This is a genomic window from Chryseobacterium aurantiacum (genome assembly GCF_003020585.1).
Taxonomy (GTDB): Bacteria; Bacteroidota; Bacteroidia; order Flavobacteriales; family Weeksellaceae; genus Chryseobacterium; species Chryseobacterium aurantiacum.
This window is the reverse complement of record NZ_PXUE01000002.1, coordinates 148,700-174,728: the sequence shown is the minus strand read 5'-3', so window position 1 is coordinate 174,728 and position 26,029 is coordinate 148,700. Positions and strand designations below refer to the sequence as shown.

Below are 26,029 nucleotides of genomic sequence, written 5' to 3'. Positions count from 1 at the left end.
AAATCTTAATGATTTATTTTACTCTTTCGTATTATCCGTTTTTCCTGATTTGTTTTTAGAAGATTTTTGAATGTCTTCTTTATCAATATCGGGTGGATTAACCTTTTTCGATGAAGCAGGAATATTCTGGAAATCCTGATTCTGATTCTTAGTTTCTGCTGTATTGGCAGATTCTTTCTTTTTGCTATTTTCTTTTGAGACCATAACTTCAAATTTTAAATTTCAAAAATATGGAGAGTATAGTCCAAAGTGTTTGCCAAAAATGAAATATTAATTATAAGTCTGTTTAAACTTAACCGCAAAAGTCACAAAAGGTTTTATTTTTTTAACACTTTAGTACACTTTAGAAAGTGTAAGGAAATACTGCGCAATTAAGTTCACATAAGATGAAAATCTTTGATTTTCAACAAAACTTGATTGTCCTTCCCTGTACACAAAGTAGATCACTTAAATAGCTTAAGTGTTTAAACAGCTTTTATACTTAATCAAACACAGCTGTTTTTTCTATAAAAACTCTTGAAATAATACCTGAAATAAATACAAGTGAGATTGTTAATATAAAAAATTGTGAAATCAGTTCATATATAATTGCTTTGTCTGCGTATTCGTCTTTTCTTTTTTGTTTAATAAATTTAATGATAGTTTTAATTTTACTATAATTAAATGCTGAGTACAAGATAAATAATGAGCCTACTATAAAATTAATGAGCCAGCCATTTGACCCAAGAAGAATTCCATAATACACCAAAATTCCTGAAGAGAAAAATAGGAGTGAGCAGATTAAATTAATGATTTCTAATAATCTTATCATATATCACTTAATATTATAACCTAAAGTCCTAATAGACCAACTTTTCCGGTTTCATCTTCAATTGTATAATTCAAGGCCTTGGCCAAGACAAAAATATTATTGAGATTTTCTATCAATTGTTTACGACCTTCATTTCTTAATTGATTTTGATCAATAGATTTAATCGCGGTTTCCTTGGCTTTGGCTGTCACGTTTTTAATATCCTTTTCTGAGATTCTATTAAAAAAGGAGTCATCCAAAGACTGAATTTCAACGCTTGGTGTAATTCTTATCTCTGCATCAGGAAGTTCAGTAATAACCAGCTTTTTATTGATGGAGTCTACTTCAATCTTCATTTTATTCAGATCATAAGAAACCTGGGCATTGGTCTTTGTATAGGTAATGATGCTATTGCTTGATACTTCTTTACCCAATACTTCGTATCCCATTTTGGTCTTCTGCATGGTAGAACTGTTTTGTTCCATTACCACCATTTTATTCATCTTGGAAATCTGGTTGGTCAGGATATAGTAATCTGACTTCTCCGTTTTTTCACCAAGATTAAGGCAGGATTTAAGACCAAAGAACAGAAGTACCATGACCCCTGCACCTGCAACAAACGATAAGATTGTTTTATTATTTCTCAAAATCTATTTAAAAATTTCTTTAATTACAGAAGAGTCATTCTTTTTCAGAATTTCAACTAAATCTCTTTCAATATAACCACTGGTAGGCATTTCTACAATTCTACCTACTTCTTTTCCGTATCTTTTAAGGATAATGGTTGGAACTTTTTGTATATTATAAAGAGACTCATCTCCGGCAGGAGATTCTTTTTTACGGTTAACAGCAATAATTGTCAGCTTATTCTCGGGATAGCCTATTTCATCCAATATTTTCATCAATCTTGGAAAGTCTCTGTGGCTGTCCTCACACCAGGTTCCGATAAAAGTAACAATATCATAGGTACCTAGCTTTTCTTTTTTTAATTCACTGACTGCCTTTTGGTCAATGGCATACTCATCATGTTCCTTTACATACCAGTCTGCATAAGGCGCTTTTAAGAACTGCTCTTTTAGTTGGTTCCCCAAAAGCATTTTTCCGTCTTTTTGAGTTTCAACCTCACGATTAACCACTACTTTTTGAGCGCTAAGCTGTTGAGTAGCCAAAAATAAACTTGAAGCGGCAACAATATTTGTAATAAATTTTTTCATATTTTATTTCTCAATAATTGATTTTAAATCAGCAGGAGAATAGTATTTGTTTTTCAATACTTTATGATCAGCCTTTCTGTATACATTAAATTTTTCTCCAGACTTTTCATAAAAAGATTCTACTTCTTTTTCCTTATAGAATTCAACGGTTTCATTGGCCTGTTCCTCATTATCGCATGCTTTTGACATATTAGAACGTTGAACCTCGTTGAATAGCTCTACAAATTTATTGCCAAGTCCGAATTCAAGTACTGCACCACTCAAAACATACTGTAAATCACACAATGCATCTGCAATTTCTACGATATTGTTATCTGCAATGGCTTGTTTCAGTTCATTTAATTCTTCCTGTAGAAGTTCTACTCTAAGATTGCATCTTTCTGGGGAAGGGATTTGTGGGGTGTCTAGAATAGGGGCTTTGAAAGTAGTATGGAATTCGGCTACTTGGTTCAAACTATCAATTTTATCCATGAAATTTTTTATTTATGACAAAGATAGAAAACGATTTGTTAATGGTAAAATGTACAGCGTAAAATATACCTGAGAGAGGGAAAGAATAAAAATGATTGTCTTTGCGACCATTTGCTTCTTATTGGGTATTAAGTCTGTTTAAAAGTAACCACAAAAGTCACAAAAGTTTTTATTTTTTTATACTTTAGTATACATTAGAAAGTGTAAGGAAAACTGTATAATTAAGTTCATATAAGATGAAAATTTTTGGTTTTCAACAAAAATTTTATGTAATTATATAACTTACACAGTTTTATTATTAAAAAACCACAACTTGAAAATTGTGGTTTTTTGTTTTGAAATATATGGATGGTATTCAATTATTCTGCTTCTTTATATTCCCAGATTCCGGAAATGTTTAAGATTTCTAATCCTGGTTGCCATTCACCATAGCTAAATACACAAATATATGTTGCTGGGCAAGAGGAACAATTGGTCCCAAAATATAAGGTGGGTAAATCCTTTACGGTAAGTTCTCCAAAATGCTGCATTCTTTGTGAGGTTTGCGTAGTCATGCTGTGTTTCAATAGTTCAGCTTTTGACAGTACTTTATCATCGGCGTAGATTTGAAAGATGGGAAATCCTGATTGATAGGGTGAGATTTCTATGGTATTTTCCTGATTACAGCTACAGCATTTGAAAGTAGTTTTTGCTGCAGGAATAGCTTCATCATTGATGAACTTGTTCTTTGCAATAGAAGCATTTTTACCGATGCTTATTTTTTTTGATATTGAATACATCTGCATTTAATTTATTGCTGAATAACGGTTCCTACCAAGTTATTGTATTTTCCGCTTGGGCTTTTTTTAATGGTGATCTTTACATATCCTTCCTCTGCCAGTTTATTCCATGTTTTCTGAAATCCTGTTGTAATGTCAATCGGAATTTTCCACATGGTTTGCTTGCCATTTCCGGTCTGGTTAAACCAAGGTATAATATCGGCAGTTTGAGACTTGAAAGGTAGTGCATTATTTAGAACATCAATTTCATAATAGAAATCATATTTATTTTCCTCCTGATTTAATGCTCTTTCTGTGAAGGTATACACATATCCATTGATGATTGGGCTGGTGAAGCTTCCTCCTAAGGTAGGGGTTCCGCTTCCGCTGTAGTTAATGGCTCCACTATATCTGTCATATTTTTGCCCTGCCAGGATAGGAACTTCATCAACGATATTAAATCCTCCGTTTGCCGGTGGCCAACCACCATTCAGATTATTTGCTTTAAAAAGAGCTTCCAATTCTTTCCATTTGCCTTGCTTGTATAGATCGTAGGCCTGATTTCTGATGGTTTGATTGACTGTATTGTTGGTGTCATAGGTTGCTGCAAGCTCATCTGCATTTTTATAGAAGACAATTTTAACAGGATTGGGTGTATTCTCAATTTCATCTTCTCTATCCGAGCTACAGGCAATGGAAAAAGACGCAATGGTAAAGAAAAAAATGTACTTAAATAAATGTTTCATATATAAAAATTAAAATTATTTAGAAAATTTAGTAAGTATTATACGGGAAGATCAATAGAGATCTATTTTGATTTTTTTCTCCATCAATGGCAATTTTTTTTATAGGACAAAATATTTTATCATGTTTTGAGGTAACATGTTTCAACAGATTTTATTCACGAAAAGAAATAGCGAAAAAGTACCATGTTGGTCAAGAAAACAACCAAAGAGTCTTCCCTTAAATACAAACTGGGTAAGCGGTACAATGATAAAAATAGTATTGAGTGTAAATTTAACTAAAAAACTCAAATAGTAGTGATATTATTTTAAAATAAAGAAAATATTAAAAATTAACTACATATATAAATGTTTATAAGTGATTTTTATTCATTTTGAATTAATTATACATTGATCATAAAAAAGACTGCCCATTATGAGCAGTCATTTCTTATTTAATTTTGAATGGTATTTATTTTTTAATAAATCTCTTTGCAAATTTTCCTACTTGAATCACATAAGTTCCTTTTACCAATCTGCTTACATTTAGAGTTCCGCTTTGAAGAGTTCCCTCCATTGCTAACTTTCCTGACATGTCATAGATTTTATACTCTTCATTCTTTGTATTTGAAAGGGTAAGTATATCTTTCACAGGATTAGGGTAAAGTTTGATCTCTGTAGATCCGGCTAATTGTGTTTCTGAGGTAGAAAGTTCACTTGTAGTTACAGAAATGTTGGCATTATTCACGTCAAAAAAGATATGGTTGCTTCCTTTTACCATAATTCTTCCCGAAGTAGTTGCAGCATTAGGAATTGTTACCGCTTGCGAGCCATCATTGGGTGTTCCTGCCAATAGAGTAGTCCATAACTCACCGTTGTCAGTTGACCAAAGAATATCCACATTGGCAGCATTGATATTGTTAGCCGTAGTTCCTGCTACATTCCATGTTATGGTCTGTGAACTTCCTCCTGTGTAAGAAGAAGCTGTGTTCTGTGAAGTTATTGTAAAAGGTCCAGCGGCGGCATTTACCGTGATTTTAGTATCATCTGAGCTGTTTCCTGCACCTCCTAACTTATTGTCTCTTACTGTAAATCTGAAATTAAGATCTCTTCCTACAGAAGATAAAGCCTCTACATTAATTTCCATTCCTGCCGTTGTGGTTGCCCCTGTCAGAACTGAGGCCATTCTTGGAAAATATCTTACAGGAGAAGCTGTAGGTACCCATGATCTGAATGTAGGACCGGCTGTTTTTGTAGCTGTAGCCGCAGAGTTACTTCCTGTTTGGGAAGAAGTTCCTTTATCCATCTGTTCCCAGATATAAGTAAGAGAATCTCCGTCTGCATCTGTTCCGGTACCTGTTAGCACAAAAGGTGTACTTTTAGGAATGGTATAATCTAATCCAGCATTGGCTGTAGGAACTGTATTCCCTGTAGGTGTATTTACAGAGCAGGTTTTTGCCTTAATGGTATTTGTAATTTGTTCTATACTTCTGGCATGAAAAAAAGGATCTGAATTTTTCTGAACATCATATGGCGTGATACCAGCATATCCCATAATGGTAGATCCGGAACCAGGTTCAACAGGTTGTAAGCTTGATTGAGAAGTGTAAGACCATGTGTGGTTTCCTCCAAATTGATGCCCCATTTCGTGAGCTACAAAATCAATATCAAAAGTATCTCCTGACGGAATTCCATTAAGAGGGGATGTGTATCCGCTTCCTTTATAATCATTAGGATAAGTTATTCCTTGATATACATAAGTAGACATGTCATCACTGCATATACAGCCAATACATCCTGCATTACCACCACCACCATCTCTGCCAAATAAATGACCAATGTCAAAGTTTTCATTGCCAATGGTAGAACTTAGCGTGTTCATCAGCTCGAAATTCCATTTATCCATTTGTGAAGAGACGGAATATGGATCTCCAGAAGCATTGGTATAAATGATGGCATCATTATTCGGAATTAAAACCATTCTTGCAGCAAAGTCATTTTCAAATATGGCATTTACTCTTGTCATGGTATTGTTCATTGCTGCCAAAGCCTGAGCCTTTGTTCCTCCGAAATAGCCTGTATATTCCCCGGTACATGATAGGGCCAGTCTGAATGTTCTCAGTACAGCATCATTGGCATTTTTAGCGGTATTGGTATTAGAGGTTCCTTTTTCAGCAGTTTCTAATACTTTACATTCAAGTTTATTTAAATTATCTCTTCTGTCAGACTTTTTATAAACAACATAGGTAGAAAGGTCCTTGGTGTAAGGCTCAATAAAAACAGCGGATTTGTCTCCATATATCTCCATGGAAGATAAGCCTAGAGGCGAAATGCTAAAATAAACTGTTGAAGATTGATCTTCTATTCCTTGGCCTATATAAGATTTAATATCCGGATACTTTGCCGCTAATTCAGGATCAAAATTAGAGTTTTCAGTTACTCTGAAGTTTTCCATTTTTCCTAATGAATTGGGAAAGGAAATAACAATCTCAGATTTTTCTGTTAACCTTTTTGGGGTTCTAGCCAGTAAACTTTTCAAACTGCTGATATCCAGATGAAAAAGTCTAGGACCATCAATATTTGACATGTTTTCAAAGACAGATGAAGATTTACTTTGAGTTCCCTTGGTCCATAAACGATCGGTTTGTGCAAAGGAAATGCCAGATAGCATCAGCATCCCCATCATTAATAATTGTTTTTTCATGTAGCTGTAAATTTTCTTTGTATTTATCAAAACTAGGGAAAATATTAATGAAAAAACAATTTTTCTTTAGAATAATTTAAAATAAGAAATAAGAAGAATGTTTAACTTATTGATTATAAATAATTAAAAAGGCTACTCTTATACAGAGCAGCCTTCACATCGTTTAAAAATTTAACAGACTATTAATTCTTTATGAATCTTTGAGCCTTTTCTCCAATCTGGATCATATAAGCTCCTTTAATCAGGCCGCTTACATTTACAGAACCTCTTTGAAGTTTTCCTGAGTCAATTAGTTTTCCACCCATATCTAAGATTTTATAATCTTCAGATGTCGTATTTGAGATATTCAATATGTCTTTTGCTGGGTTAGGGTATAGCTTAATACCTGTGATCAGATCTTTGGTATTGCTAAGTTCACCTCTTCCGGAAGAAACAATATTAAGAGTATAATCTTCAACTTGTCCATACGTATAAGCCTCACATGAAGAAGTAGGGATAGAACTATACTTCATCATTACTCTCATTCTTGTAGAGCCTACGGTAGCAGTAGCAGGAATTGTAATAGATCCTGTAACAGGAGTTGTTGTAGAGCCTGCTTTTGACCATGCTAATTCTCCGCTGTCCGTAAAGTCTCCGTCTCCATTGTAATCAATGTAAACAGCGTATGCTTCACTATATTTCGTAGAAGTCCAAACCGGAGTGATGGAAATTGTGTAAGCGCTTCCTCTTGTAACGTTGGTAGAAATAGAAGTAAAGTTTTCGTATCCAGCCGTTCCTGTTGAAGTGTTATTAATGGTTCCGAACTTCACATTTCCGATTCTTTCATCTGCAGTATTGGATGCAGAAGATGAACAATAAGTAACAGATCCTCCTGCAAGAGTAGTAACACTTACTGTATTACTTGATGAAGAAGCATTACCTGCTGCATCTTTTGCTTTCACAGAGAAGCTATACGTTGTAGAAGGTGTCAATCCTGTTGCTGTATACGTTGTAGAAGCTGTAGAACCAATTAATGACGCTCCCTGATATACGTCATATCCTGTAACTCCTACATTATCTGTAGCTCCGGACCAGGAAAGGTTTGTGCTTGTTGACGTCGTACCTGAAGCAGCAAGAGTAGGAGCGGTTGGTGCGATGGTATCAGGAGTTCCTGAACCTGCATTTACAGAAATATTAGCATTATTTACATCAAAGAAAATATGGTTAGATCCTTTTACCATAATTCTTCCTGTGGTAGTTGTAGCGTTAGGAATAGTTACCGCTTGCGAACCATCATTTGGAGTTGCTGGCAATAGGGTAGTCCATGTATTTCCGCTATCTGTTGACCAAAGAATGTCTACGTTAGCTGTATTTACCCCGTTTGCAGTAGTTCCTGCCACATCCCAAGTTATGTTTTGAGAGCTTCCTCCGGCATATGTTGTTGTTGAGTTTTGAGAGGTTACTGTAAACGGACCTGCTGTTCCATTAACTGAGATTACTGCATCATCTGAATTATTTCCTGAACCTCCGGATTTGTTATCCCGAACAGTAAATCTGAAATTCAATGTTCTTGCTACTGAAGAAAGAGCTTCAACTGTAATTTCAGAACCTGCTGTTGTGGTTGCACCTGCTAAAACAGAAGCCATTCTTGGAAAATATCTTGTAGGTACAGTAAGCGGAGTCCATGATCTGAAATTAGGACCTGAAGCTTTTGTTGCACTGGCTGCAGAACTGGCTCCTGTTTGAGATGAAGAAGCATTATCCATCTGTTCCCAGATATAGGTTAAAGAATCTCCGTCAGCATCAGTTCCGGTTCCTGTTAATACAAATGGTGTTCCTTTTGGAATTGTATAATCTAATCCTGCATTAGCTGTAGGGATTGCATTTCCTGTGTTTGTATTTACAGAACAGGTTTTTGCTTTAATATTATTTGTGATCTGCTGAATACTCACCGCATGGAAAAAGGCGTCAGAGTGAGGCTGAACATCCTGGCCGGTAATTCCTGCATACCCCATAATGGTAGATCCAGAACCCGGTTCCATATTGACCCCTGTTCCTTCATTTCCGTGGGAGAACGTGTGGTTTCCACCAAATTGATGCCCCATTTCGTGAGCAACATAGTCAATATCAAAGTTGTCTCCTGATGGAATTGCATCTGCAGGTGAAGTGTATCCGCTTCCTTTTGATCCGTTTGTACAGATACAACCGATACAGCCTGCATTTCCTCCACCTCCGGAGGCTCCAAATAAGTGACCGATGTCATAGTTAGCTTCACCAATCACCGAAGTCAGAGTGCTTTGTAATTGGGAATTCCAGCTGCTCATTCCGGATGAAGCAGAATAAGGGTCTGTAGAAGCATTGGTGTAAATAACTGCATCATTATTAGCAATCAGTACCATTCTTGCTGCAAAATCTTTCTCAAAAACACCGTTTACACGAGTCATGGTATTGTTCATTGCTGCCAAAGCCTGAGCCTTAGTTCCTCCAAAATAGGTGGTGTATTCTCCGGTACATGACAATGCCAGTCTGAATGTTCTTAATTTAGCATCATCAGCATTTGGCCTTGCTGCAATATTTGCATTGGTTACTCCTTTTTTAGCAACATCTATTACTGTACATTCAAATTTGCTTAGATCATCTTTTTTATCAGATTTTTTGTAAACAACATAGGTGGAAAGATCCTTGGAATAAGGCTCGATAAATACTGCGGATTTATCCCCATATATTTCCATGGAAGATAATCCGAGAGAAGAAATACTGAAATACACGGTTGAGTTTGGATTTTCAAGCCCTTCACCTACATAGGATTTGATATCCGGATACTTGGCCGCCAGTTCCGGAGTAAAGTTGGAATTCTCTTTCACTTTGAAGTTTTCCATTCTGCCTTCAGAATTTGGAAAAGAGATGATGAGTTCTGATTTTTCACCAACTGCCAGTCTTTTTGGAGCTTTCGCTAATACATTTTTTAATCCGTTAATATCCAGGTTGTATACCTTTGGATTTTGGATGCTGGATTTGTTTTCAAAGATCTCAGAAGGTCTTTTTTTAGTGTCCTGAGACCATAGACGGTCAGTCTGCGCGTAGGAAATACCTGTGATTAGGAGCATTCCAATCAGGGTTAATTGTCTTTTCATATTAAATATTTGTTTTTGTTATGGTAAATCGAAATTAATAAAAAATATGTTACGAAAAACAAAAATTTTTATGAAAAATTTAGAATATTCATTTAATATATTATGCGATACATTGAATATAATTGAAATAAAGTGGAGTTAAAATTGAAATGGCATACGTAAACACGCATGCCATTTCAATTATTAGTATAATGATCTTTTAATTACATTTTATCATCTGCGGTAGGCCCATAAAGTCCGGGAACTTTATTTCCTGTTGATCTTAAATATACAACCAGTTCTCCTCTGTGATGATATAAATGATTAAAAAGGAAGCCTCTCACTACCTGGATTCTTGGAGATGGAGGAAAGAGAACATTTCCATGCATTTCCATTTTCCATTCGTTGAAATAGCTGTTTTCATCTGAGTCTTCCAGCGCTTTCTGTGCTTTGGCTACATTTTCTTCAAATTTAGCAACAATATTTTCAGCCTTGGAAATATCGCCTTTGTCATACTGATAAGTGCCCATATCGAAAACATCCTGATTAAAGGTGGAATCATACCAATTGTAAACTTCCGCAATATGAGAAGCCAATTGACCAGTAGTCCAGTTTTTTTCAGATGGTTTCCAATCTAAAGCACTGTCGGGAATTGCTTTTAAAATTTTTCTCGTGTTTTCTGCTTCATGCAGAAACTCACCTAATAAGGCTTGTTTGATCATTTGTATATGTTTTTAAAAAGGATTATTTTGTAATATCTCTTCCAATCACCAATCTCTGGATTTCAGAAGTTCCTTCACCAATTGTACAAAGCTTGGAGTCTCTGTAGAATTTCTCAGCAGGGAAGTCTTTTGTATATCCGTAACCACCAAAGATCTGAACGGCATTATTGGAAATTCTTACACATGCCTCAGAAGCATATAGTTTTGCCATAGCTCCTTCCTTGGTCATTTTTTGTTTTGCATTTTTCAGGGTTGATGCTCTTTGGATAAGAAGTTCAGCAGCATCAATTTCTGTTGCCATATCAGCAAGCATAAAGTTGATCGCCTGGAATTCAGAGATTGACTTTCCAAACTGATGTCTTTCTTTTGCATATTTCAAAGCAGCTTTATAAGCTCCTCTTGCTGTTCCTAAACTTAATGCAGCAATAGAAATTCTACCACCATCCAATATTTTCATGGCTTGTTTGAAACCTTCACCTACTTCACCTAAACGATGGGAGTCTGGTACGCGTACATTATCAAAAATAAGCTCTGCTGTTTCAGAAGCACGCATTCCTAATTTATTTTCCTTCTTTCCGGATGCAAATCCAGGCATTCCTTTTTCTAAAACAAATGCAGTAGAGTTATTTTTAGCTCCTATTTCACCTGTTCTTGTCATTACCACAGCAATGTCTCCTGAAATTGCATGGGTGATGAAGTTCTTTGCTCCGTTGATGATCCATTCATCTCCATCTTTTACAGCCGTAGTAGACATACCTCCGGAATCTGAACCTGTATTATGTTCTGTTAATCCCCAAGCTCCGATTACTTTACCGGATGCCAACTGAGGAAGCCATTTATTTCTCTGCTCTTCATTTCCAAACTCATAAATATGATTTGTACAAAGAGAATTGTGCGCTGCAACAGAAAGACCAATAGATGGATCTACCTGAGAAATTTCATCCAGAATGGTAACATACTCGTGATAGCCTAAACCGGAACCTCCGTATTGCTCAGGAACTACAATCCCCATAAAGCCCATTTCTCCTAATTGATGGAATAGATCTTTTGGAAATGTTTGGCTTTCATCCCACTCCATAATATTCGGTCGGATATTCTTTTCTGCAAATTCTCTAGCTGTCTCCGCTATCATTTTGATGTTGTCAATTGTCTCTGTGTTCATATAGATAATAGTTAGTTCCCAAAGATAATTAAATTGACGGAATGCTAAAGAAAATTATTGCATTCATAATATTATAGCGTTCAATATTTTAATTTCCAATTTTTTATGTTTTGAGAATTAATATTTTCTTAATAAAATATTCAAACTTTTACGTATTTTATTTTACTATTTTAGCCTCCCAATTTTAAGGCATGAAAAAAATTCTACTTCCTATCATTTTAATTTCCTCTTATATTTCTGCGCAGGCACCTGCCGGATATTATGATGGAACGGCTGGGTTAACGGGGTACGCCCTGAAATCAAAGCTTCACGATATTATTTCGGATAAAATGATCAACTGGCATTATGATGATCTGAAAGTACTTTATAACCAGACTGATCTTGACAAATATTATGACCATGATGCTTCCAACACTCAATATCTGCTGGATATCTATTCGGAAATTCCTTTGGGAGCGGATGCTTATGAATACAAGTCTGATCAGTTAATAGCCGGGGCAGGAGCAGAAGGACTGGGCTATAATAGGGAACATATGATGCCGCAGAGTACATTCAGTACAAGTTCTTCTATTAGTGACTATCCTATGTATTCGGATCTGAACTTCATTATTCCTGTGGATGCCTATATCAACCAGCGAAGGAATAACTATCCTTATGGAATAGGAAACAATGTCAATCATTATATTTTCACCAATGGTTCAAGGATGTCTAATGCGGCTATTCCAAATTATCCTTATGCAGGAAGAGTTTATGAGCCTATTAATGAATTTAAAGGAGATATTGCAAGGACTTTGTTATACTTTGCAGTAAGATACGAAGGGAAACTTGGGTCGTTTAATACGGCCTATACTACATCAGCAAACATAACACCGGCAACGGATCAGTGTCCACTTGACGGAACCGAAGAAAGGGCTATTGATCTTCCGTACGTTGCCATGCTGAAGCAATGGAGTGCTGCAGATCCTGTTTCGCAAAGAGAAATTGACAGGAATAACAGCATCTATACAATACAAAAAAACAGAAATCCATTTATAGATCATCCTGAATGGATTGATGTGATCTGGTCTGAAACTCCTGACACTATTGCTCCGGCGGCTCCCGGATCTTTGGCTTCAACGCAGCAAAATGCTTATTTTGTGAATTTGAACTGGGCAGCTTCTCCTGATACGGATGTTTTAGGATATCGGATATATATGAATGGCTCAACAACGCCTGTAGCGGTTACAAAAGGAACTTCTGCAAGTATCGATCACCTGAGCCCGTCAACAACCTATACTTTTACAGTAAAGGCTTTTGATAAAGCCTATCTGGAATCTCCATTCAGCAATACGGTTACCGCTTCTACAATTGCTTCGGATTCATATGCTCAAGATCTTATGATTACAAAGTATATATCAGGGACCAATACAGATTTTATTAAGAATAATGCTTTGGAAATCGTTAATAAAACAGGACACGAAGTTAATTTGAATAATTACAGAATCAATATCCAGTTTAAAAACAACAGTTCAGGAGCTATCTATAGTGGAGACACCTATGAACTGGAGGGTAAAGTAGGAAACAATGAAACATTTGTTATTTTGAATCCAAAATCTACTTTATCATGCTATACCAACGATCAGGCAAAATTTGTAACAGCTTCTGATCCCATGAAGTTTTCAGGAGGAAATTACGTAGAGCTTGCTTATAACAAGACGGTTACTGTAGATGCCATCGGAGTAAAGTATACAACCAATAATAACGGAAATGTATCTTTATATAGAAAAAATACAGTCAGTCAACCTACTGGCACCTTTAATATCAGTGAGTGGGATTCTTATTCCTCCAATTATTGCCAGAATCTGGGGGGTACATTATCTACTACAGACTTAATTGCTTCACATAACGAATTTAAAATCTACCCTAATCCGGCTGAAGACAATCTCTTTGTAAATGGTGACGTAGAAAAAGTTAAAACAGTTCAAATTATTGATCTTTCAGGAAAAGTGATTTATACCGAAAAAGACCCTTTTAGAAGCAAGAAAAATATTTCGGTACAGGGCCTTCCGGCGGGAATCTATATCCTTAGAGTTGACGATAGGGTGTTGCAATTTATTAAAAAGTAGTAGGAGATTAATTTTTTTCTTATTATCAATTTCATCTAAGGCCTTAAAAACCTTGTGTTTATCATAAAATCGATATAAGCAGATTCACTAATAATTAATATCTATAAGTGTTTCTGCTTATATTTTTTATTTATAAGTAATTATGCTTATATTTGCAGTATGATAGCGGTCATTACTGGTGATATTATAAATTCACAGCATGCGGACACTGAAGTTTGGATTACCAAGCTTAAAAATCTTCTCGAAATCTGGGGAAGCGCTCCCGGCACATGGGAAATCTACAGAGGAGATGAGTTTCAGTTCAAATGCAATATAGATGACGTTTTCTGGCATTTTCTAGCCATAAAATCACTTATTAAGAGTCAGGAAAATTTAGATGTAAGAATTGCCATCGGCATTGGTGAAGAAAGTTTTTCTTCCGATAAAGTTACCGAATCCAATGGAACAGCCTATGTAAATTCCGGCAGATTATTGAATGACCTCAAAAGTGACGGCCACACAGTGGCTATCAAAACATCCAGTGACTCTGTAGACAGAGATCTAAACATCTTATTGAAATGGTCATCCAAGGATTTTGATAACTGGACAATGGCTACGTCAGAGATTATTCATGAAATGATCATGAACAAAGATATTACACAGGAAGATCTTGCTAAAAGATTTGCTATTTCACAGTCTTCAATAAGCCAGAGACTGAAACGAGCTAACTATGAGCTCATCGTGGAAACCAACCAGTATTTCAGAAAGAAAATCTCAGAACTATAAGCATGATCTTTATCAAACTCATATTGGCACATCTACTCGGAGATTTTATACTTCAGCCAAATTCATGGGTTGCTGATAAGGAGAACTATAAACTAAAAAGTAAGTTTTTATACTTTCATGTTCTGATTCACACCGTTTTAAGCTTTATTTTCCTTTGGGATTTACAATTGTGGTGGGTTGCGGTTTTAGTAGGAGTTACCCATTTCATTATTGATGCAGCAAAGCTTAGTTTCCAAAATGTAAAAACAAAGAAAAGATGGTTTTTCATTGACCAATTACTTCATGTTTTGGTAATTGCAGGAGTTTCTTTCTATTTTCAGGAATTCAGCTTTGGTTTTTTACAAAATCAGGAATTTTTAAAGATCATTATGGCAGCATTGTTTCTGACAACGCCTGCTTCCATTTTTATCAAATTACTATTGTCATCATGGACACCCGCTCCGGATGGCCCAAACAATATTCAAACCGAATCTTTATCAAGTGCCGGAAAATATATCGGAATTTTAGAACGCCTTTTGGTATTTACCTTTATCATGGTAAATCACTGGGAAGGCGTAGGTTTCATGGTGGCTGCCAAATCTGTTTTCAGGTTCAGCGACCTAGCACAGGCAAAACAGAGAAAACTTACAGAATATGTATTAATTGGTACACTGCTAAGTTTTGGACTGGCTGTCTTAACAGGAATAATAATAAAGTAAATCAATAAATCTAACTACAATTTAGAAAGTAAAATTATGAGTCAAAAGAAAGAAATGTTGTACGAGGGGAAAGCAAAACAAGTATTTGCAACCGATAATCCTAATGAAGTAGTAGTACGTTTCAAAGACGATGCTACAGCATTTAACGCTCAAAAGAAAGGTCAGGTTGACCTGAAAGGGGAAATGAACAACGCGATTACTACCCTTATTTTTGAATACTTAAATGAAAAAGGAATCAAAACTCATTTCATCAAACAATTGGACGAAAGAGAGCAGTTGGTAAGAAAAGTATCTATCATTCCTTTGGAAATGGTAGTAAGAAATTACTCTGCAGGAAGTATGGCACAAAGATTAGGAGTAGAAGAAGGAATCAAATCTCCTGTAACAATCTTCGATATCTGCTACAAAAAAGACGAATTGGGAGATCCGCTTATCAATGATCACCATGCTGTTTTCTTAGGAGCTGCTACTTATGAAGAGCTTGACGAAATGTATGAGTTAACTTCTGATATCAATGAAATCCTTATCGACCTGTTTGACAAGATCAATATCATCCTTGTAGACTTCAAAATCGAATTAGGAAAAACTTCAGACGGCGAAATTATTCTTGCTGATGAAATTTCTCCTGATACTTGCAGACTTTGGGATAAAGATACCATGAAGAAATTAGATAAAGACAGATTCAGAAGAGACCTAGGTGAAGTTACTGAGGCGTATGTTGAGATCTACAACCGTCTTAAAAATCTTCTACAGAAATAAGATTTCGGATCCTAGACATTAGGAATCTGATATTTATTCTGAAAAACAATTTGTTAGTTAAAACAAAATTAAAACTTGAAGTTAACTTAGACTAATTTCTAACATCTAATATCTAACTTCTAATCATTAGAAAAAATAGAAATGAAAAGTTTAGACATTCATAAAAGTGAATATTTAAAACAGTTTGAAAACCAGACTTACGGAAGAAATCTTTTCAGAACTCAGGAAGAGGAAAGACTGGATGCTCCCAATGAAGAGTGTGGGATCTTCGGATTGTATTCAGATAATGATCTGGATACTTTCTCTCTTTCGCAATTCGGACTTTTTGCATTACAGCACAGAGGTCAGGAGGCTTGTGGTATTTCCGTTTTAAAAGATGGAAGAATTACAAACATGAAAGATGAAGGACTGGTTTTAGATGTTTATAAAGACATTCAGGAACCTGAAACTTTTATGGGAAATTCTGCAATTGGACATACTCGTTATACCACTGCAGGAGATAAAAAGAAATATAACTTCCAGCCATTTTTCGCCAAAAACGAATATGACCAGATTATACTTTCAATAGCACACAACGGTAACCTTACCAATGCCAAGGAACTAAAGCAGGAATTAGAAGCTGAAGGCGTAGTTTTCAGAGCAACTTCCGATTCTGAGGTTATCCTGAGACTAATCCAGAAAAACCTTGACCTTGGACTTCGCGGGGCTATTAAAGCTACCATGGAGAAAATTGAAGGGGCCTATTCTGTAGTGGGAATGACCAGAAATAAATTCTTTGCATTCCGAGACTTTAATGGTATTCGTCCATTGGTTTTAGGAGCAATTGATGAGAATTCCTATGTAGTTGCATCAGAATCTGTGGCATTAGATGCCGTAGGTGCGCAGTATGTACGCGACATTCTTCCGGGGGAAATCATTTATACAAATGAAAATGAACCTGGAAAACTTCAGTCTTATATGATGGATGAAGCAAAGGGCAAACAAAGAATCTGCTCATTTGAGTACATCTATTTTGCAAGACCTGACTCTACTTTAGAAAACATCAATGTTTATGAGATCAGAGAAAAGTCTGGTGAAAAAATATGGGAACAAGCTCCTGTAGATGCTGATTTAGTAATTGGAGTTCCGGATTCCGGAGTGCCTGCTGCTATTGGTTTCTCTAAGGCGTCAGGGATCCCTTTCCGTCCTGTATTAATTAAAAACAGATACATCGGAAGAAGCTTTATTGTTCCTACTCAGGAAATGAGAGAAAGGGTAGTTAATCTAAAATTAAACCCGATTATCTCAGAAATGAAAGACAAAAGAGTAGTTATTATTGATGACTCTATTGTTCGTGGAACAACCTCTAAAAGATTGGTTAAAATTCTAAAAGATGCAGGAGTAAAAGAGATTCACTTCAGAAGTGTTTCTCCACCAATTATAGCTCCTTGTTATTTAGGAATTGATACCCCTTCAAAGGATGATCTTATTTCGGCAAACATGTCTACAGAAGAACTTAAAAACTATTTAGGAGTAGATTCTTTAGAATTTTTAAGTATAGATAACCTAAAGACTATTTTAGGATCTGCCAACCATTGCTTCGGATGCTTTACAGAAGAATATCCGGTAGGAAAAGGAGAGGAGGTAGAATTATTCAATTAATTCTTTACTAAAATAAAAACAAAAAAGAGTCAGGTTATGCCTGGCTCTTTTTCATTAAAACCAAATATAGCAGAACCTTAATATTCATGTATTATATAGTATACATGCAAGTTTTAATTTTGTAAGATTAAAGCTTCAGAATATGAAAAATATATTTCTTACAGGTCTTTTTCTTGTATGTACCCAATTTTACTTCTCCCAGTCTTTCGATAAGCAAGCCCATCGTGGAGGAAAATCTCTCTATCCTGAAAATACAATTCCGGCAATGGAGAATGCCTTAAAAATGAATATTACGACATTGGAAATGGATCTGGCTATAACAAGGGATAAACAGGTAATCCTTTCCCATGATTCTTTCCTTTCTCCGGAATTAATAACAAAGCAGGACGGCACCTATATTCCAAAAGACTCCGGTTTTTACTATAAAATTTATGATATGCCCTATGCAAAGATTCAAACATTTGATGTTGGGATGAAGAAGCTTAATAATTATCCTGATCAGAAGAAGATGAAAGCTAAAAAACCTCTTTTTTCTGAAGTAATAGAGGCGTGTGAGGCTTATTCTCGTGAACTGAAAAGACCTCTGCCTTTTTATAATATTGAAACCAAAACACGCCCTTTCTCTGATAATATTCTCCATCCGGAACCAAAAGAATTTGTAGACCTGATGATGAAAATTATTTTGGCGAAAAAGATTCAGGATCGGGTAATTATTCAATCTTTTGATCCCAGAACCCTGGAGATTATTCATAAAGAATACCCTGAAATTATGACTGCCTTATTGGTGGAAAAAGTTGATGATAAAAAATTGGCTCAGCAGCAGGCTTACTTCAAAAATATACCTACGGAGAAATTCAAGCTATATCCGGATCATTTGAGTGGTGTAGCAGGAGATATGAAATTTCTAAGTTTTACTCCAACTATATACAGTCCGGATCATACACTTGTTACTCCCAAACTTGTAAAGGAATGTCATGCACTAGGCATGAAAGTGATCCCATGGACTGTTAATACAAAAGAAAGATTACAAGAATTAAAAGATATGAGAATAGACGGAGTAATCAGTGATGATCCTAGAATATTCCAATAGTTCTTTACATTTTCCTTAAAAAATAAATAGCCGAAAGAAAAAATCTTTCGGCTATTTTATCAATGCAGAAATCTGCATCTGGAGTTAAAAAATTGGTTTATTTCTTATTAGAACTTATAGTTCACACCTAACTGGAAAACTCTGTTATTGTTTTCAGCAGCCGGTCTGCTCTTGTCAATCTTTGTCAAGCTATTTACATATCTTGCGTTGATACCGATGTTAGAAGTAATATCATACCCTAAACCAAGACCTAAACCAAAGTTGAATTTATTAATCTGGTCTTTTTCGATATCCTCAGAGTGAGAGCTTGTAGTGGTAGTTGTAATACCTCCTGTAGTGCTTGCTACAGTAGCTTCTCCCTTATTTTTACCATTAATGAAATAACTGAATTCAGGTCCAGCTTCAACATAGAACTTCTCTGTAGGTCTCATCTGAACCATCAAAGGGACAGAGATATAGTTCATTGTTACTTTATCCTGTAATTTAGTTTTTACATTGGTAGTACCGTTATCAGTTTCTAAAGAAGAGATTACATCTCTTGAACCCATTTGGTTATATAATACCTCAGGTTGGAAGCTGAAGTGCTTAGAGATTGGAATGTTCACAAAAGCACCTGCATGAAAACCTAATTTCTGGCTGTTCATACCAAATTGTTGCTGGCTGAAATAAGCAGAGTTACCTCCGGCTTTAATACCAAATCTTACAGGTTGAGCGTCTTTTTTAAGAGGAGATGTATTAACTGTTGTTGTTTCTTGTGCAAAGGCTAATGTCCCAGCTGTTAAAGCCAGTCCTAAAAATAACTTCTTCATAATTTTATTTTTTTTAATTTTACTGTTTACTACTTTAAATGATTTTTCAATCACTTGCGGTTTATTTTGCAAAATGCTTGCCAAACTTAAAAAACCTTGATTAACAAAGGTTTTGTAGCGGTTTTTACAAGTAAAAAAATAACTATTCTCTCCTGTACTTTCTAAAATATATCAACATATATGGAATATTTATGATAAAATTTATGTTAAATTTAGTTCATTTGGTGATAATTTCTTAACCGGAATATTGGTTAAATTTATTAGATCAATCTCTTAAATATTCTTTATTTTTTAAACGAATTAAGAAAAAACAATAAAAATTTCTAAGAATCTCTTCCCAATAAAAATGTCGAACTAAAAAATAGTCCGACATTCATCTAAAGAAGAATAAATATTTCTATTTGAACTTATAGGCTACTCCAACCTGAATAGCATTATTTCTTGATTTGTTATCATTTTCTGAGATGTCATTCTTTAATAGACCTGTAAGACCTGCAGTAAATCTTGCAGTCACTCCAAAGCTTTGAGTAAAGTAATATCCTGCACCAATGCCTATCCCAAAATTGAATTTGTTATAAAGCTCCTTTGGTATTTTATTGGAAAAGCTATCAGAATATGTATTTGTTTGGCTTCCTATTGATTCTGTAACAGTGAAATCTCCTTTTGATTTCCCGCCAAGCAATAATCCGAACTCAGGACCGGCCTCTACATAAAGCTGAGGAAGAATATTGTACTGAACCATTACAGGAAGAACCAAATAATTGAAGTTTGTTGTATAAGTAGATGTTCTTCTGTATCTATGGTCATTTGAACCAAAATTAAGGTAATCCTCAGTTTTTGATCCTAACTGACTGAAAAGAAGTTCAGGCTGAATACTGAATTTCTCAGCTACCGGAATATTTACAAATACCCCTGCATTAAAACCAGGCTTCAGTTTCTCATTGTTATCATAATTGTAACTGTCATTGCTGGTAACTGTAGAAGCATTGAATCCTGCTTTAACACCAAATGTAATAGGAGATGATGATTTAACTTTTTCCTGTGCATTTACAAAAAGGCATCCAGCGAATGCCAACCCCATAAAGAGTTTTCTCATGATTTTTAAGTTTTAATTTAATTCCCATAATTGAAGCAAAATTTTCGCCAAATAAAGGAAACTGACAAAAGTCCTACAAAAGCGAAAAAGTCAGATTTAACAAGTAAACCTGACTTTTTCTATTGAAATCAAAATGTATTCTATTTATTGAGATGTATCCTTACTTTTAATCCCACTTTCAGTAGAATGTATTAAAATGATTTAAATTAATATTTGATTTTTAATGAATCAAATACAATTCACTATAACACAGAAACTGTTGAGTGGAAATATTTCGAATTGGGATACAATCAGTACATAGTAGGCAAATTTCTTGCCAAAAAATGTTCAATGAATATTTTAAATAAAAAAACCGGATTAAATATTTAATCCGGTTTCTATAATTTGTTAAGTGTAAGCTTAGAATTTGTAAGCTAAACCAACTTGGAACGCTCCATTTTTGTTAGAGTCTGAACCACTAGGTCTGTCTTTTGCGATGTCTGTTAAACCTGCAACATATCTTACGTTAACTCCGATATTCTGAGTGAAGTAGTAACCTGCTCCAAGACCAAGTCCGAAATCAAAAGTTTTAGTTCCGTCTTTAATATCTACAGAATTAGACTGATATTTTGCTTTAGCACTTACCAGGAATCCGAATTGAGGACCTGCTTCTAAGTATAGGTTAGGAAGTGCATTGTACTGTAACATTACCGGTACTGCAATATAATCAAGATTAGCTTTTACATCACTATTAGATTTTGCTTTTGCTCCCATTCCGCTGTATAATACCTCCGGTTGAACAGAGAAATCCTGAGCTACTGGAATGTTAGCAAATACACCACCATAAAATCCAGCTTTTGAATTCCAACCACTTTCAGTAAGGCTAGAAACATTAAGACCAGCTTTTAAACCAAATCTAATTGGAGATGAAGAAGCTGTATTACTAGAAGTTTTCTGTGCAAAAGTGAAAGTACCTGCTACTAATGCTAGGCCTAAAAAAATCTTTTTCATAAGTTTATATTTAATAGTTTTTAAGTTTTATTTAACATTTTGATTATAATCAAACGGCGTGCCAAAGAGTGTGGTATCTAATTTTGTTAGCCTATTTACTTATGTATATGTATGTATATAAGTTATTTGTGCGTATTTTCTTATATTCTTTTTTATTATTCTTTAAAAGCAGGAAGAATATTTTTTAACATTCTTTAAGTTATTAAAATAAAAAAGACCAGATTAAAAATAATCTGATCTTTTTTATTGAATATAAAATTTGTTAGTGAATGTATGGAAGCTTATTTAAATTTATAAGCTAATCCTACTTGGAATACATTGTTTCTGACAGCATCAGATCCACTAGGTCTGTTTTTAGCAATATCTGTTAAACCTGCAACATATCTAGCTGTAATTCCTAGGTTTGGAGTGAAATAGTATCCTGCACCAAGACCAATTCCAAAGTTGAATGTATTGAAGTTGTCTTTGTAATTGTCTGAGGTAGAAGAATCTCCGTTAGATTCATTTTTCAATTTATTTTTAGCACTTACCATGAAACCGAATTCCGGACCAGCCTCTAAATAAAGGTTTGGAAGGGCGTTATACTGGAACATTACCGGTACTGCGATATAATCTAACTTGGTAGAAGCTGAATATTTTGTTCCCAAAGCTGTAAAGTTTGATTTGTTACCATACTGTGAGTACAATACCTCCGGTTGGATGCTGAATGAAGCGGCTACCGGAATGTTAGCAAATACACCTGCATTAAATCCTATTTTAGATTTTTGGTCATCTAAACCACTATCTTTTGAAAGTGAAGATACGTTCATTCCTCCTTTCACCCCAAATGTTACCGGATTAGAAGAAGGCGTTTGTTGAGCGAACGCTAATGTTCCTGCAGTTACTGCTAATCCTAAAATTAACTTTTTCATAACTTTAATTTTTTTAATTTTACTCTTTCTTAATTTTAAATTTTACTACTTGTTCACATTTCTGTAGAACGCAGAGTATCTTTCAAATTGCTTGCCAAAAATATTTTTCACCCTCAAAATAAATGAAAAAAATACTTGACAGATAAGTGGTTTTAATATTATATTCCTGATTTTCAATTTATTAAAAATTCAAATAAACATTTGTTTAGAAGATATCTAAATTGACAATTTTGTCAAAAAAAGGATTGAAAAAATGAGTGATTAATCAAATTTATTCTAGGAATCATTCATTTTTTATAAAATTATTGGCTTTAAAAATGCAAAATTTCAGATCTGCAGTGTTCATAATTTTTGCTTAGGATTAAAATTAATAAAACAATATTCTATTAAATCAACCTTATCCATCTCGTTTTCTTTATTAATTTTGTATTCCTTATAAAATTATAATCTGATACCCTACAAAAGGCTCATGAATTTTGTAAGAATTCCTTAACTATTACAACATGAAAAAATGTACCCTGCTGCTGTTATTCCTTATTTTTGAAAACAGTTTCCAAGCTCAGGTGGGAATCAATACAACAACACCAAGTCCATCATCAGTACTTGAGATTATGGGGTCCAACAAAGGCCTTTTAATTCCTAGAATTGCACTAACGGGTAGTTCAGATACTGTTACAATACCATTACCCGCCAATTCTTTAATGATTTACAATACAGCTGCGGTAAACGATGTTTTTCCGGGTTATTATTATTGGAGCACAACGGCAGGACGATGGACAAAAGTATTGGATGACCTTAAACCTATTGTAATGACTGGATGGAGCCTTACCGGAAACTCGGGTATGGTGAATGGAGTTAATTTTATAGGAACTTCTGATAATGTAGATGTTATTTTTAAAAGAAATAATATTGTATCTGGTGTATTAAATACAACCAACACGATCTTTGGAGTCAACAGTTTAACAGCTAATACAATAGGATTAAACAATACTGCGGTAGGAGTGAATAATTTAATTTCGAATACCACAGGAAGCATGAATACAGCTATTGGGGCAGAAGTGTTGAGCAACAATAAATCTGGGATACAAAATACAGGTTATGGCTACAGGGCTTTATATTCGAATCTGGATGGAAATAATAATGTTGCCAACGGCTATTTTTCACTTTTTTCTGCTAAAAGCACAATAGGGAATGTTGGCATTGGGGCTAGTTCTCTTCGTGAGCTTGTCTCCGGGGACGACAATATAGGAATAGGAGGAGATGCTTTACGGATGCTTCCTGGTGGTAGGGGAAATACGGCTATTGGGGGATCTGCAGGATATAATTTGAATACGATGAATAATTATAACACTTTCATAGGTTTCCGTGCGGGTGCAGGTCTTGTTTCCGGGAAATCAAATACGATTATCGGCGCCAATGTAAGCGGACTGTCTTCTTCACTTTCAAATAACATTATCATTGCCGATGGAGATGGAAACAGGAGAATTAATATTGACCAGAATGGTAATATCGGTATCGGAACCAATACTCCAAAGTTCCCACTGGACATTAGATTAAAGACTGCAGCATGGCCCCTGGCAGTAACAAGCCTTACGTATTACGGAATAAGTCCTGATTCAGGTTCTTTTGACGGAACACCCACTACTTATTCTAATTATACTAATGATATAGGTACCTTCAATACCAATACCTCTATTTATGCGGATGGGAATATTATATCGGTAGGTAAATTGAGTGTGGCACAGACGTCTCTTTTTTCTGATAAAAGAATAAAAAATATCATGAGTAGGTCGGATAATGGAAAAGATTTAATCACCTTAAGAAAGCTAATCATCACCAATTACGGTATGAAGGATAAGGCATTATATGGTAATCAGGAATTTAAAAAGGTAATTGCCCAGGAGGTAGAGGCTGTATATCCGCAGGCAGTCAGTAAGAGTGGTGTGAAGACCTTTATTCCCAATATCTATCAGCTGGCAAAACAGGAGGGAGACGTTTTTACCTTTGAAAAAAGGATTGCTATTTCTAAAGAAGATCAATTTCTTAAAATATATGATGAAACAGGAGAATCCATATTGGAAATAGAGAACAGTACACCTCACAGTATCACAGTAAATCTGGCTGGAAAAACGCTTAAGGGTAAGCTTTTTGTTTACGGAACTGAAGTCTCCGACTTAAGAACTGTAGATTATGATGCTTTATCTATGCTGAACATCTCTGCAACTCAGGAATTGGCCAATAAAATAGAAGTCTTAGAAAATGAAAATGAGGCTTTAAAGAAATCGAATATGGAAATGAAGCGTACACAGGCTATTTTTGAAGAACGTTTAAAACGCTTAGAACCTTCCTCTGGAAAATAGAAATATTTCTTTCAGGATTAAAATTAAACAAACCCCACTTACTAAATAGGTGGGGTTTGTTGTTTGTTTTATCTTGTTGATAATAAGATTTTGTTAAAGATATTTATTAAGCGTCATTCAATTTTCTGTAAAAATGAAGAGAATCAATGATGTTTTTTTGACTGCATTCGTGGTCATAAGAACATGAACCAATACTTGAAAGCAAAGAGAAATTAATTTTGCTGTCTATATTTTTTTTGTCATTTAAAAGCAGAGCAGTAATGTCCTCATCTGTAAAATCACTAATATCCAAATAAGGATAGTAACGTTGAATATTTTCAATAATAGCCTTTGAATCTTCCTCTGAAATAAGGTTTTCAAGATAAGCAAGATGAGCCTCTGAAATCATTCCCATGGCAACAGCTTCTCCATGCAGGATAGGATTTCCTTGTTGTAAACATAAGCTTTCTACAGCGTGCCCGATAGTATGCCCAAAATTCAACGTTTTTCTGATATTGCTTTCATGGAAGTCTTTTTCAACCACTTCCTGCTTGATATCCATGGAGGTCTGAATATGTGGGGTTACCGCTTCCACATCAAGTTTATGGATTTGAATCAATTGATTCCAGTGTGCCTTATCAGCAATTAGTCCATGTTTAAGCATTTCTGCAAATCCGCTTCTTAGTTCTTTAAAAGGCAGGGTTTCCAAAAATTTAGGATAAATGAAGATTTGCTCCGGGAAGGCAAATGTTCCCACCATGTTTTTATAATGCATCAAGTCAATACCTGTTTTTCCTCCAATGGAAGCATCACACATGGATAAAAGGGTAGTAGGGATATTGATAAACTGTATTCCTCTTTTATATGTAGAAGCTACAAAACCTCCCATATCTGTAATTACACCGCCTCCTAAATTGATAATCAATGCTTTTCTGTCTGCCTGCATTTCTGTAAGAATTTCCCAAAGCTGGTTAGCGGTTTGAATATTTTTCATTTCTTCTCCGGCTTCAATCTCAAGAATTTCAAAACCAAGATCTGTTTCCATATTTCCCAAAAGTATAGGAAGGCAGTATTCATGGGTGTTTTCATCTACCAAAATGAAAATTTTACTGAATGTTTTTTCGTGAAGAAGTTCGTTTAGCTGAGAAAAATTATCGTTTAATATTGTTATCATCTTAGATTGTATATAAA

The 26,029-nt window shown here is 35.0% G+C and carries 23 protein-coding genes; 7 read left to right on the top strand and 16 right to left on the bottom strand.

Annotated elements, in window-relative coordinates; translation table 11 throughout:
- Positions 1 to 18: 18 nt before the first annotated feature.
- From C7D53_RS07265 to C7D53_RS07215, 11 genes are all read right to left on the bottom strand, one after another.
- Positions 19 to 204, bottom strand: a complete 186-nt coding sequence (locus C7D53_RS07265; protein ID WP_106915739.1) for a hypothetical protein — start codon at positions 202 to 204, stop codon at positions 19 to 21.
- A gap of 277 nt (positions 205 to 481) precedes the next feature.
- Entirely contained in the window at positions 482 to 811 is a 330-nt protein-coding gene (locus C7D53_RS07260) for a hypothetical protein (RefSeq protein ID WP_106915738.1), read from the bottom strand.
- A 20-nt stretch (positions 812 to 831) separates the two neighbouring features.
- On the bottom strand, positions 832 to 1,437 hold the full coding sequence (locus C7D53_RS07255; RefSeq protein WP_106915737.1) for a DUF4230 domain-containing protein: 606 nt from the start codon (positions 1,435 to 1,437) through the stop codon (positions 832 to 834).
- Positions 1,438 to 1,440: 3 nt separating this feature from the next.
- Positions 1,441 to 2,004 (bottom strand): TlpA family protein disulfide reductase, encoded by a 564-nt coding sequence (locus C7D53_RS07250; protein WP_106915736.1) that lies wholly within the window; start codon positions 2,002 to 2,004, stop codon positions 1,441 to 1,443.
- A 3-nt stretch (positions 2,005 to 2,007) separates the two neighbouring features.
- The gene (locus tag C7D53_RS07245; RefSeq protein WP_065394492.1) at positions 2,008 to 2,475 is read right to left on the bottom strand and encodes a pyrophosphohydrolase domain-containing protein; all 468 of its coding nucleotides are present in this window, start codon (positions 2,473 to 2,475) and stop codon (positions 2,008 to 2,010) included.
- Between the two features lie 359 nt (positions 2,476 to 2,834).
- Positions 2,835 to 3,254, bottom strand: coding sequence for a hypothetical protein (locus tag C7D53_RS07240; protein ID WP_106916697.1), 420 nt, complete (start codon positions 3,252 to 3,254; stop codon positions 2,835 to 2,837).
- A gap of 11 nt (positions 3,255 to 3,265) precedes the next feature.
- The gene (locus C7D53_RS07235; protein WP_106915735.1) at positions 3,266 to 3,979 is read right to left on the bottom strand and encodes a glycohydrolase toxin TNT-related protein; all 714 of its coding nucleotides are present in this window, start codon (positions 3,977 to 3,979) and stop codon (positions 3,266 to 3,268) included.
- Between the two features lie 448 nt (positions 3,980 to 4,427).
- Positions 4,428 to 6,659 (bottom strand): zinc-dependent metalloprotease, encoded by a 2,232-nt coding sequence (locus tag C7D53_RS07230; RefSeq protein WP_106915734.1) that lies wholly within the window; start codon positions 6,657 to 6,659, stop codon positions 4,428 to 4,430.
- 182 nt (positions 6,660 to 6,841) lie between these two features.
- Complete coding sequence (locus C7D53_RS07225; RefSeq protein ID WP_106915733.1) at positions 6,842 to 9,772, bottom strand: reprolysin-like metallopeptidase; 2,931 nt, start codon at positions 9,770 to 9,772, stop codon at positions 6,842 to 6,844.
- A 203-nt stretch (positions 9,773 to 9,975) separates the two neighbouring features.
- Positions 9,976 to 10,473, bottom strand: coding sequence for a DinB family protein (locus C7D53_RS07220; RefSeq protein ID WP_106915732.1), 498 nt, complete (start codon positions 10,471 to 10,473; stop codon positions 9,976 to 9,978).
- A gap of 22 nt (positions 10,474 to 10,495) precedes the next feature.
- Positions 10,496 to 11,635, bottom strand: a complete 1,140-nt coding sequence (locus C7D53_RS07215) for an acyl-CoA dehydrogenase family protein (protein ID WP_106915731.1) — start codon at positions 11,633 to 11,635, stop codon at positions 10,496 to 10,498.
- A 191-nt stretch (positions 11,636 to 11,826) separates the two neighbouring features.
- On the opposite strand from C7D53_RS07215, the gene C7D53_RS07210 reads away from it, so the two are divergent.
- The 6 genes from C7D53_RS07210 (at position 11,827) to C7D53_RS07185 (ending at position 18,693) form a co-directional block, all read left to right on the top strand.
- The gene (locus C7D53_RS07210) at positions 11,827 to 13,740 is read left to right on the top strand and encodes an endonuclease (RefSeq protein ID WP_106915730.1); all 1,914 of its coding nucleotides are present in this window, start codon (positions 11,827 to 11,829) and stop codon (positions 13,738 to 13,740) included.
- 159 nt (positions 13,741 to 13,899) lie between these two features.
- Positions 13,900 to 14,505 carry a SatD family protein gene (locus C7D53_RS07205; RefSeq protein WP_106915729.1) on the top strand — a complete coding sequence of 202 codons (606 nt, stop codon included), beginning with the start codon at positions 13,900 to 13,902 and terminating at the stop codon, positions 14,503 to 14,505.
- Between the two features lie 2 nt (positions 14,506 to 14,507).
- Positions 14,508 to 15,203, top strand: coding sequence for a DUF3307 domain-containing protein (locus tag C7D53_RS07200; RefSeq protein ID WP_106915728.1), 696 nt, complete (start codon positions 14,508 to 14,510; stop codon positions 15,201 to 15,203).
- Positions 15,204 to 15,239: 36 nt separating this feature from the next.
- The gene (gene purC / locus C7D53_RS07195; RefSeq protein WP_106915727.1) at positions 15,240 to 15,962 is read left to right on the top strand and encodes a phosphoribosylaminoimidazolesuccinocarboxamide synthase; all 723 of its coding nucleotides are present in this window, start codon (positions 15,240 to 15,242) and stop codon (positions 15,960 to 15,962) included.
- Positions 15,963 to 16,103: 141 nt separating this feature from the next.
- Positions 16,104 to 17,603 carry an amidophosphoribosyltransferase gene (purF, locus tag C7D53_RS07190; protein WP_106915726.1) on the top strand — a complete coding sequence of 500 codons (1,500 nt, stop codon included), beginning with the start codon at positions 16,104 to 16,106 and terminating at the stop codon, positions 17,601 to 17,603.
- A gap of 142 nt (positions 17,604 to 17,745) precedes the next feature.
- Positions 17,746 to 18,693, top strand: a complete 948-nt coding sequence (locus tag C7D53_RS07185; RefSeq protein WP_106915725.1) for a glycerophosphodiester phosphodiesterase family protein — start codon at positions 17,746 to 17,748, stop codon at positions 18,691 to 18,693.
- A gap of 107 nt (positions 18,694 to 18,800) precedes the next feature.
- Here C7D53_RS07185 and C7D53_RS07180 read toward each other — a convergent pair whose 3' ends face one another.
- The 4 genes from C7D53_RS07180 to C7D53_RS07165 form a co-directional block, all read right to left on the bottom strand.
- Positions 18,801 to 19,502, bottom strand: a complete 702-nt coding sequence (locus C7D53_RS07180; protein ID WP_162926117.1) for a porin family protein — start codon at positions 19,500 to 19,502, stop codon at positions 18,801 to 18,803.
- Between the two features lie 397 nt (positions 19,503 to 19,899).
- Complete coding sequence (locus C7D53_RS07175; RefSeq protein WP_106915723.1) at positions 19,900 to 20,598, bottom strand: porin family protein; 699 nt, start codon at positions 20,596 to 20,598, stop codon at positions 19,900 to 19,902.
- 399 nt (positions 20,599 to 20,997) lie between these two features.
- Complete coding sequence (locus C7D53_RS07170) at positions 20,998 to 21,588, bottom strand: porin family protein (RefSeq protein WP_106915722.1); 591 nt, start codon at positions 21,586 to 21,588, stop codon at positions 20,998 to 21,000.
- A 281-nt stretch (positions 21,589 to 21,869) separates the two neighbouring features.
- Positions 21,870 to 22,499, bottom strand: coding sequence for a porin family protein (locus C7D53_RS07165; RefSeq protein ID WP_106915721.1), 630 nt, complete (start codon positions 22,497 to 22,499; stop codon positions 21,870 to 21,872).
- A gap of 503 nt (positions 22,500 to 23,002) precedes the next feature.
- Between C7D53_RS07165 and C7D53_RS07160 the strand changes: the two genes are divergently transcribed.
- Complete coding sequence (locus C7D53_RS07160) at positions 23,003 to 24,859, top strand: tail fiber domain-containing protein (protein ID WP_106915720.1); 1,857 nt, start codon at positions 23,003 to 23,005, stop codon at positions 24,857 to 24,859.
- A gap of 106 nt (positions 24,860 to 24,965) precedes the next feature.
- On the opposite strand, the gene aroB is transcribed toward C7D53_RS07160, so the two are convergent.
- Positions 24,966 to 26,012 carry a 3-dehydroquinate synthase gene (gene aroB / locus C7D53_RS07155; RefSeq protein WP_106915719.1) on the bottom strand — a complete coding sequence of 349 codons (1,047 nt, stop codon included), beginning with the start codon at positions 26,010 to 26,012 and terminating at the stop codon, positions 24,966 to 24,968.
- Positions 26,013 to 26,029 lie beyond the last annotated feature (17 nt).

What these genes read in the sequence shown, in the direction of transcription:
- C7D53_RS07265 (WP_106915739.1), bottom strand. Translation starts at nt 204, where the DNA reads ATGGTCTCAAAAGAAAATAGCAAAAAGAAAGAATCTGCCAATACAGCA.
- C7D53_RS07260 (WP_106915738.1), bottom strand. Translation starts at nt 811, where the DNA reads ATGATAAGATTATTAGAAATCATTAATTTAATCTGCTCACTCCTATTT.
- C7D53_RS07250 (WP_106915736.1), bottom strand. Translation starts at nt 2,004, where the DNA reads ATGAAAAAATTTATTACAAATATTGTTGCCGCTTCAAGTTTATTTTTG.
- C7D53_RS07245 (WP_065394492.1), bottom strand. Translation starts at nt 2,475, where the DNA reads ATGGATAAAATTGATAGTTTGAACCAAGTAGCCGAATTCCATACTACT.
- C7D53_RS07240 (WP_106916697.1), bottom strand. Translation starts at nt 3,254, where the DNA reads ATGTATTCAATATCAAAAAAAATAAGCATCGGTAAAAATGCTTCTATT.
- C7D53_RS07235 (WP_106915735.1), bottom strand. Translation starts at nt 3,979, where the DNA reads ATGAAACATTTATTTAAGTACATTTTTTTCTTTACCATTGCGTCTTTT.
- C7D53_RS07230 (WP_106915734.1), bottom strand. Translation starts at nt 6,659, where the DNA reads ATGAAAAAACAATTATTAATGATGGGGATGCTGATGCTATCTGGCATT.
- C7D53_RS07225 (WP_106915733.1), bottom strand. Translation starts at nt 9,772, where the DNA reads ATGAAAAGACAATTAACCCTGATTGGAATGCTCCTAATCACAGGTATT.
- C7D53_RS07220 (WP_106915732.1), bottom strand. Translation starts at nt 10,473, where the DNA reads ATGATCAAACAAGCCTTATTAGGTGAGTTTCTGCATGAAGCAGAAAAC.
- C7D53_RS07215 (WP_106915731.1), bottom strand. Translation starts at nt 11,635, where the DNA reads ATGAACACAGAGACAATTGACAACATCAAAATGATAGCGGAGACAGCT.
- C7D53_RS07210 (WP_106915730.1), top strand. Translation starts at nt 11,827, where the DNA reads ATGAAAAAAATTCTACTTCCTATCATTTTAATTTCCTCTTATATTTCT.
- C7D53_RS07205 (WP_106915729.1), top strand. Translation starts at nt 13,900, where the DNA reads ATGATAGCGGTCATTACTGGTGATATTATAAATTCACAGCATGCGGAC.
- C7D53_RS07200 (WP_106915728.1), top strand. Translation starts at nt 14,508, where the DNA reads ATGATCTTTATCAAACTCATATTGGCACATCTACTCGGAGATTTTATA.
- purC (WP_106915727.1), top strand. Translation starts at nt 15,240, where the DNA reads ATGAGTCAAAAGAAAGAAATGTTGTACGAGGGGAAAGCAAAACAAGTA.
- purF (WP_106915726.1), top strand. Translation starts at nt 16,104, where the DNA reads ATGAAAAGTTTAGACATTCATAAAAGTGAATATTTAAAACAGTTTGAA.
- C7D53_RS07185 (WP_106915725.1), top strand. Translation starts at nt 17,746, where the DNA reads ATGAAAAATATATTTCTTACAGGTCTTTTTCTTGTATGTACCCAATTT.
- C7D53_RS07180 (WP_162926117.1), bottom strand. Translation starts at nt 19,502, where the DNA reads ATGAAGAAGTTATTTTTAGGACTGGCTTTAACAGCTGGGACATTAGCC.
- C7D53_RS07175 (WP_106915723.1), bottom strand. Translation starts at nt 20,598, where the DNA reads ATGAGAAAACTCTTTATGGGGTTGGCATTCGCTGGATGCCTTTTTGTA.
- C7D53_RS07170 (WP_106915722.1), bottom strand. Translation starts at nt 21,588, where the DNA reads ATGAAAAAGATTTTTTTAGGCCTAGCATTAGTAGCAGGTACTTTCACT.
- C7D53_RS07165 (WP_106915721.1), bottom strand. Translation starts at nt 22,499, where the DNA reads ATGAAAAAGTTAATTTTAGGATTAGCAGTAACTGCAGGAACATTAGCG.
- C7D53_RS07160 (WP_106915720.1), top strand. Translation starts at nt 23,003, where the DNA reads ATGAAAAAATGTACCCTGCTGCTGTTATTCCTTATTTTTGAAAACAGT.
- aroB (WP_106915719.1), bottom strand. Translation starts at nt 26,012, where the DNA reads ATGATAACAATATTAAACGATAATTTTTCTCAGCTAAACGAACTTCTT.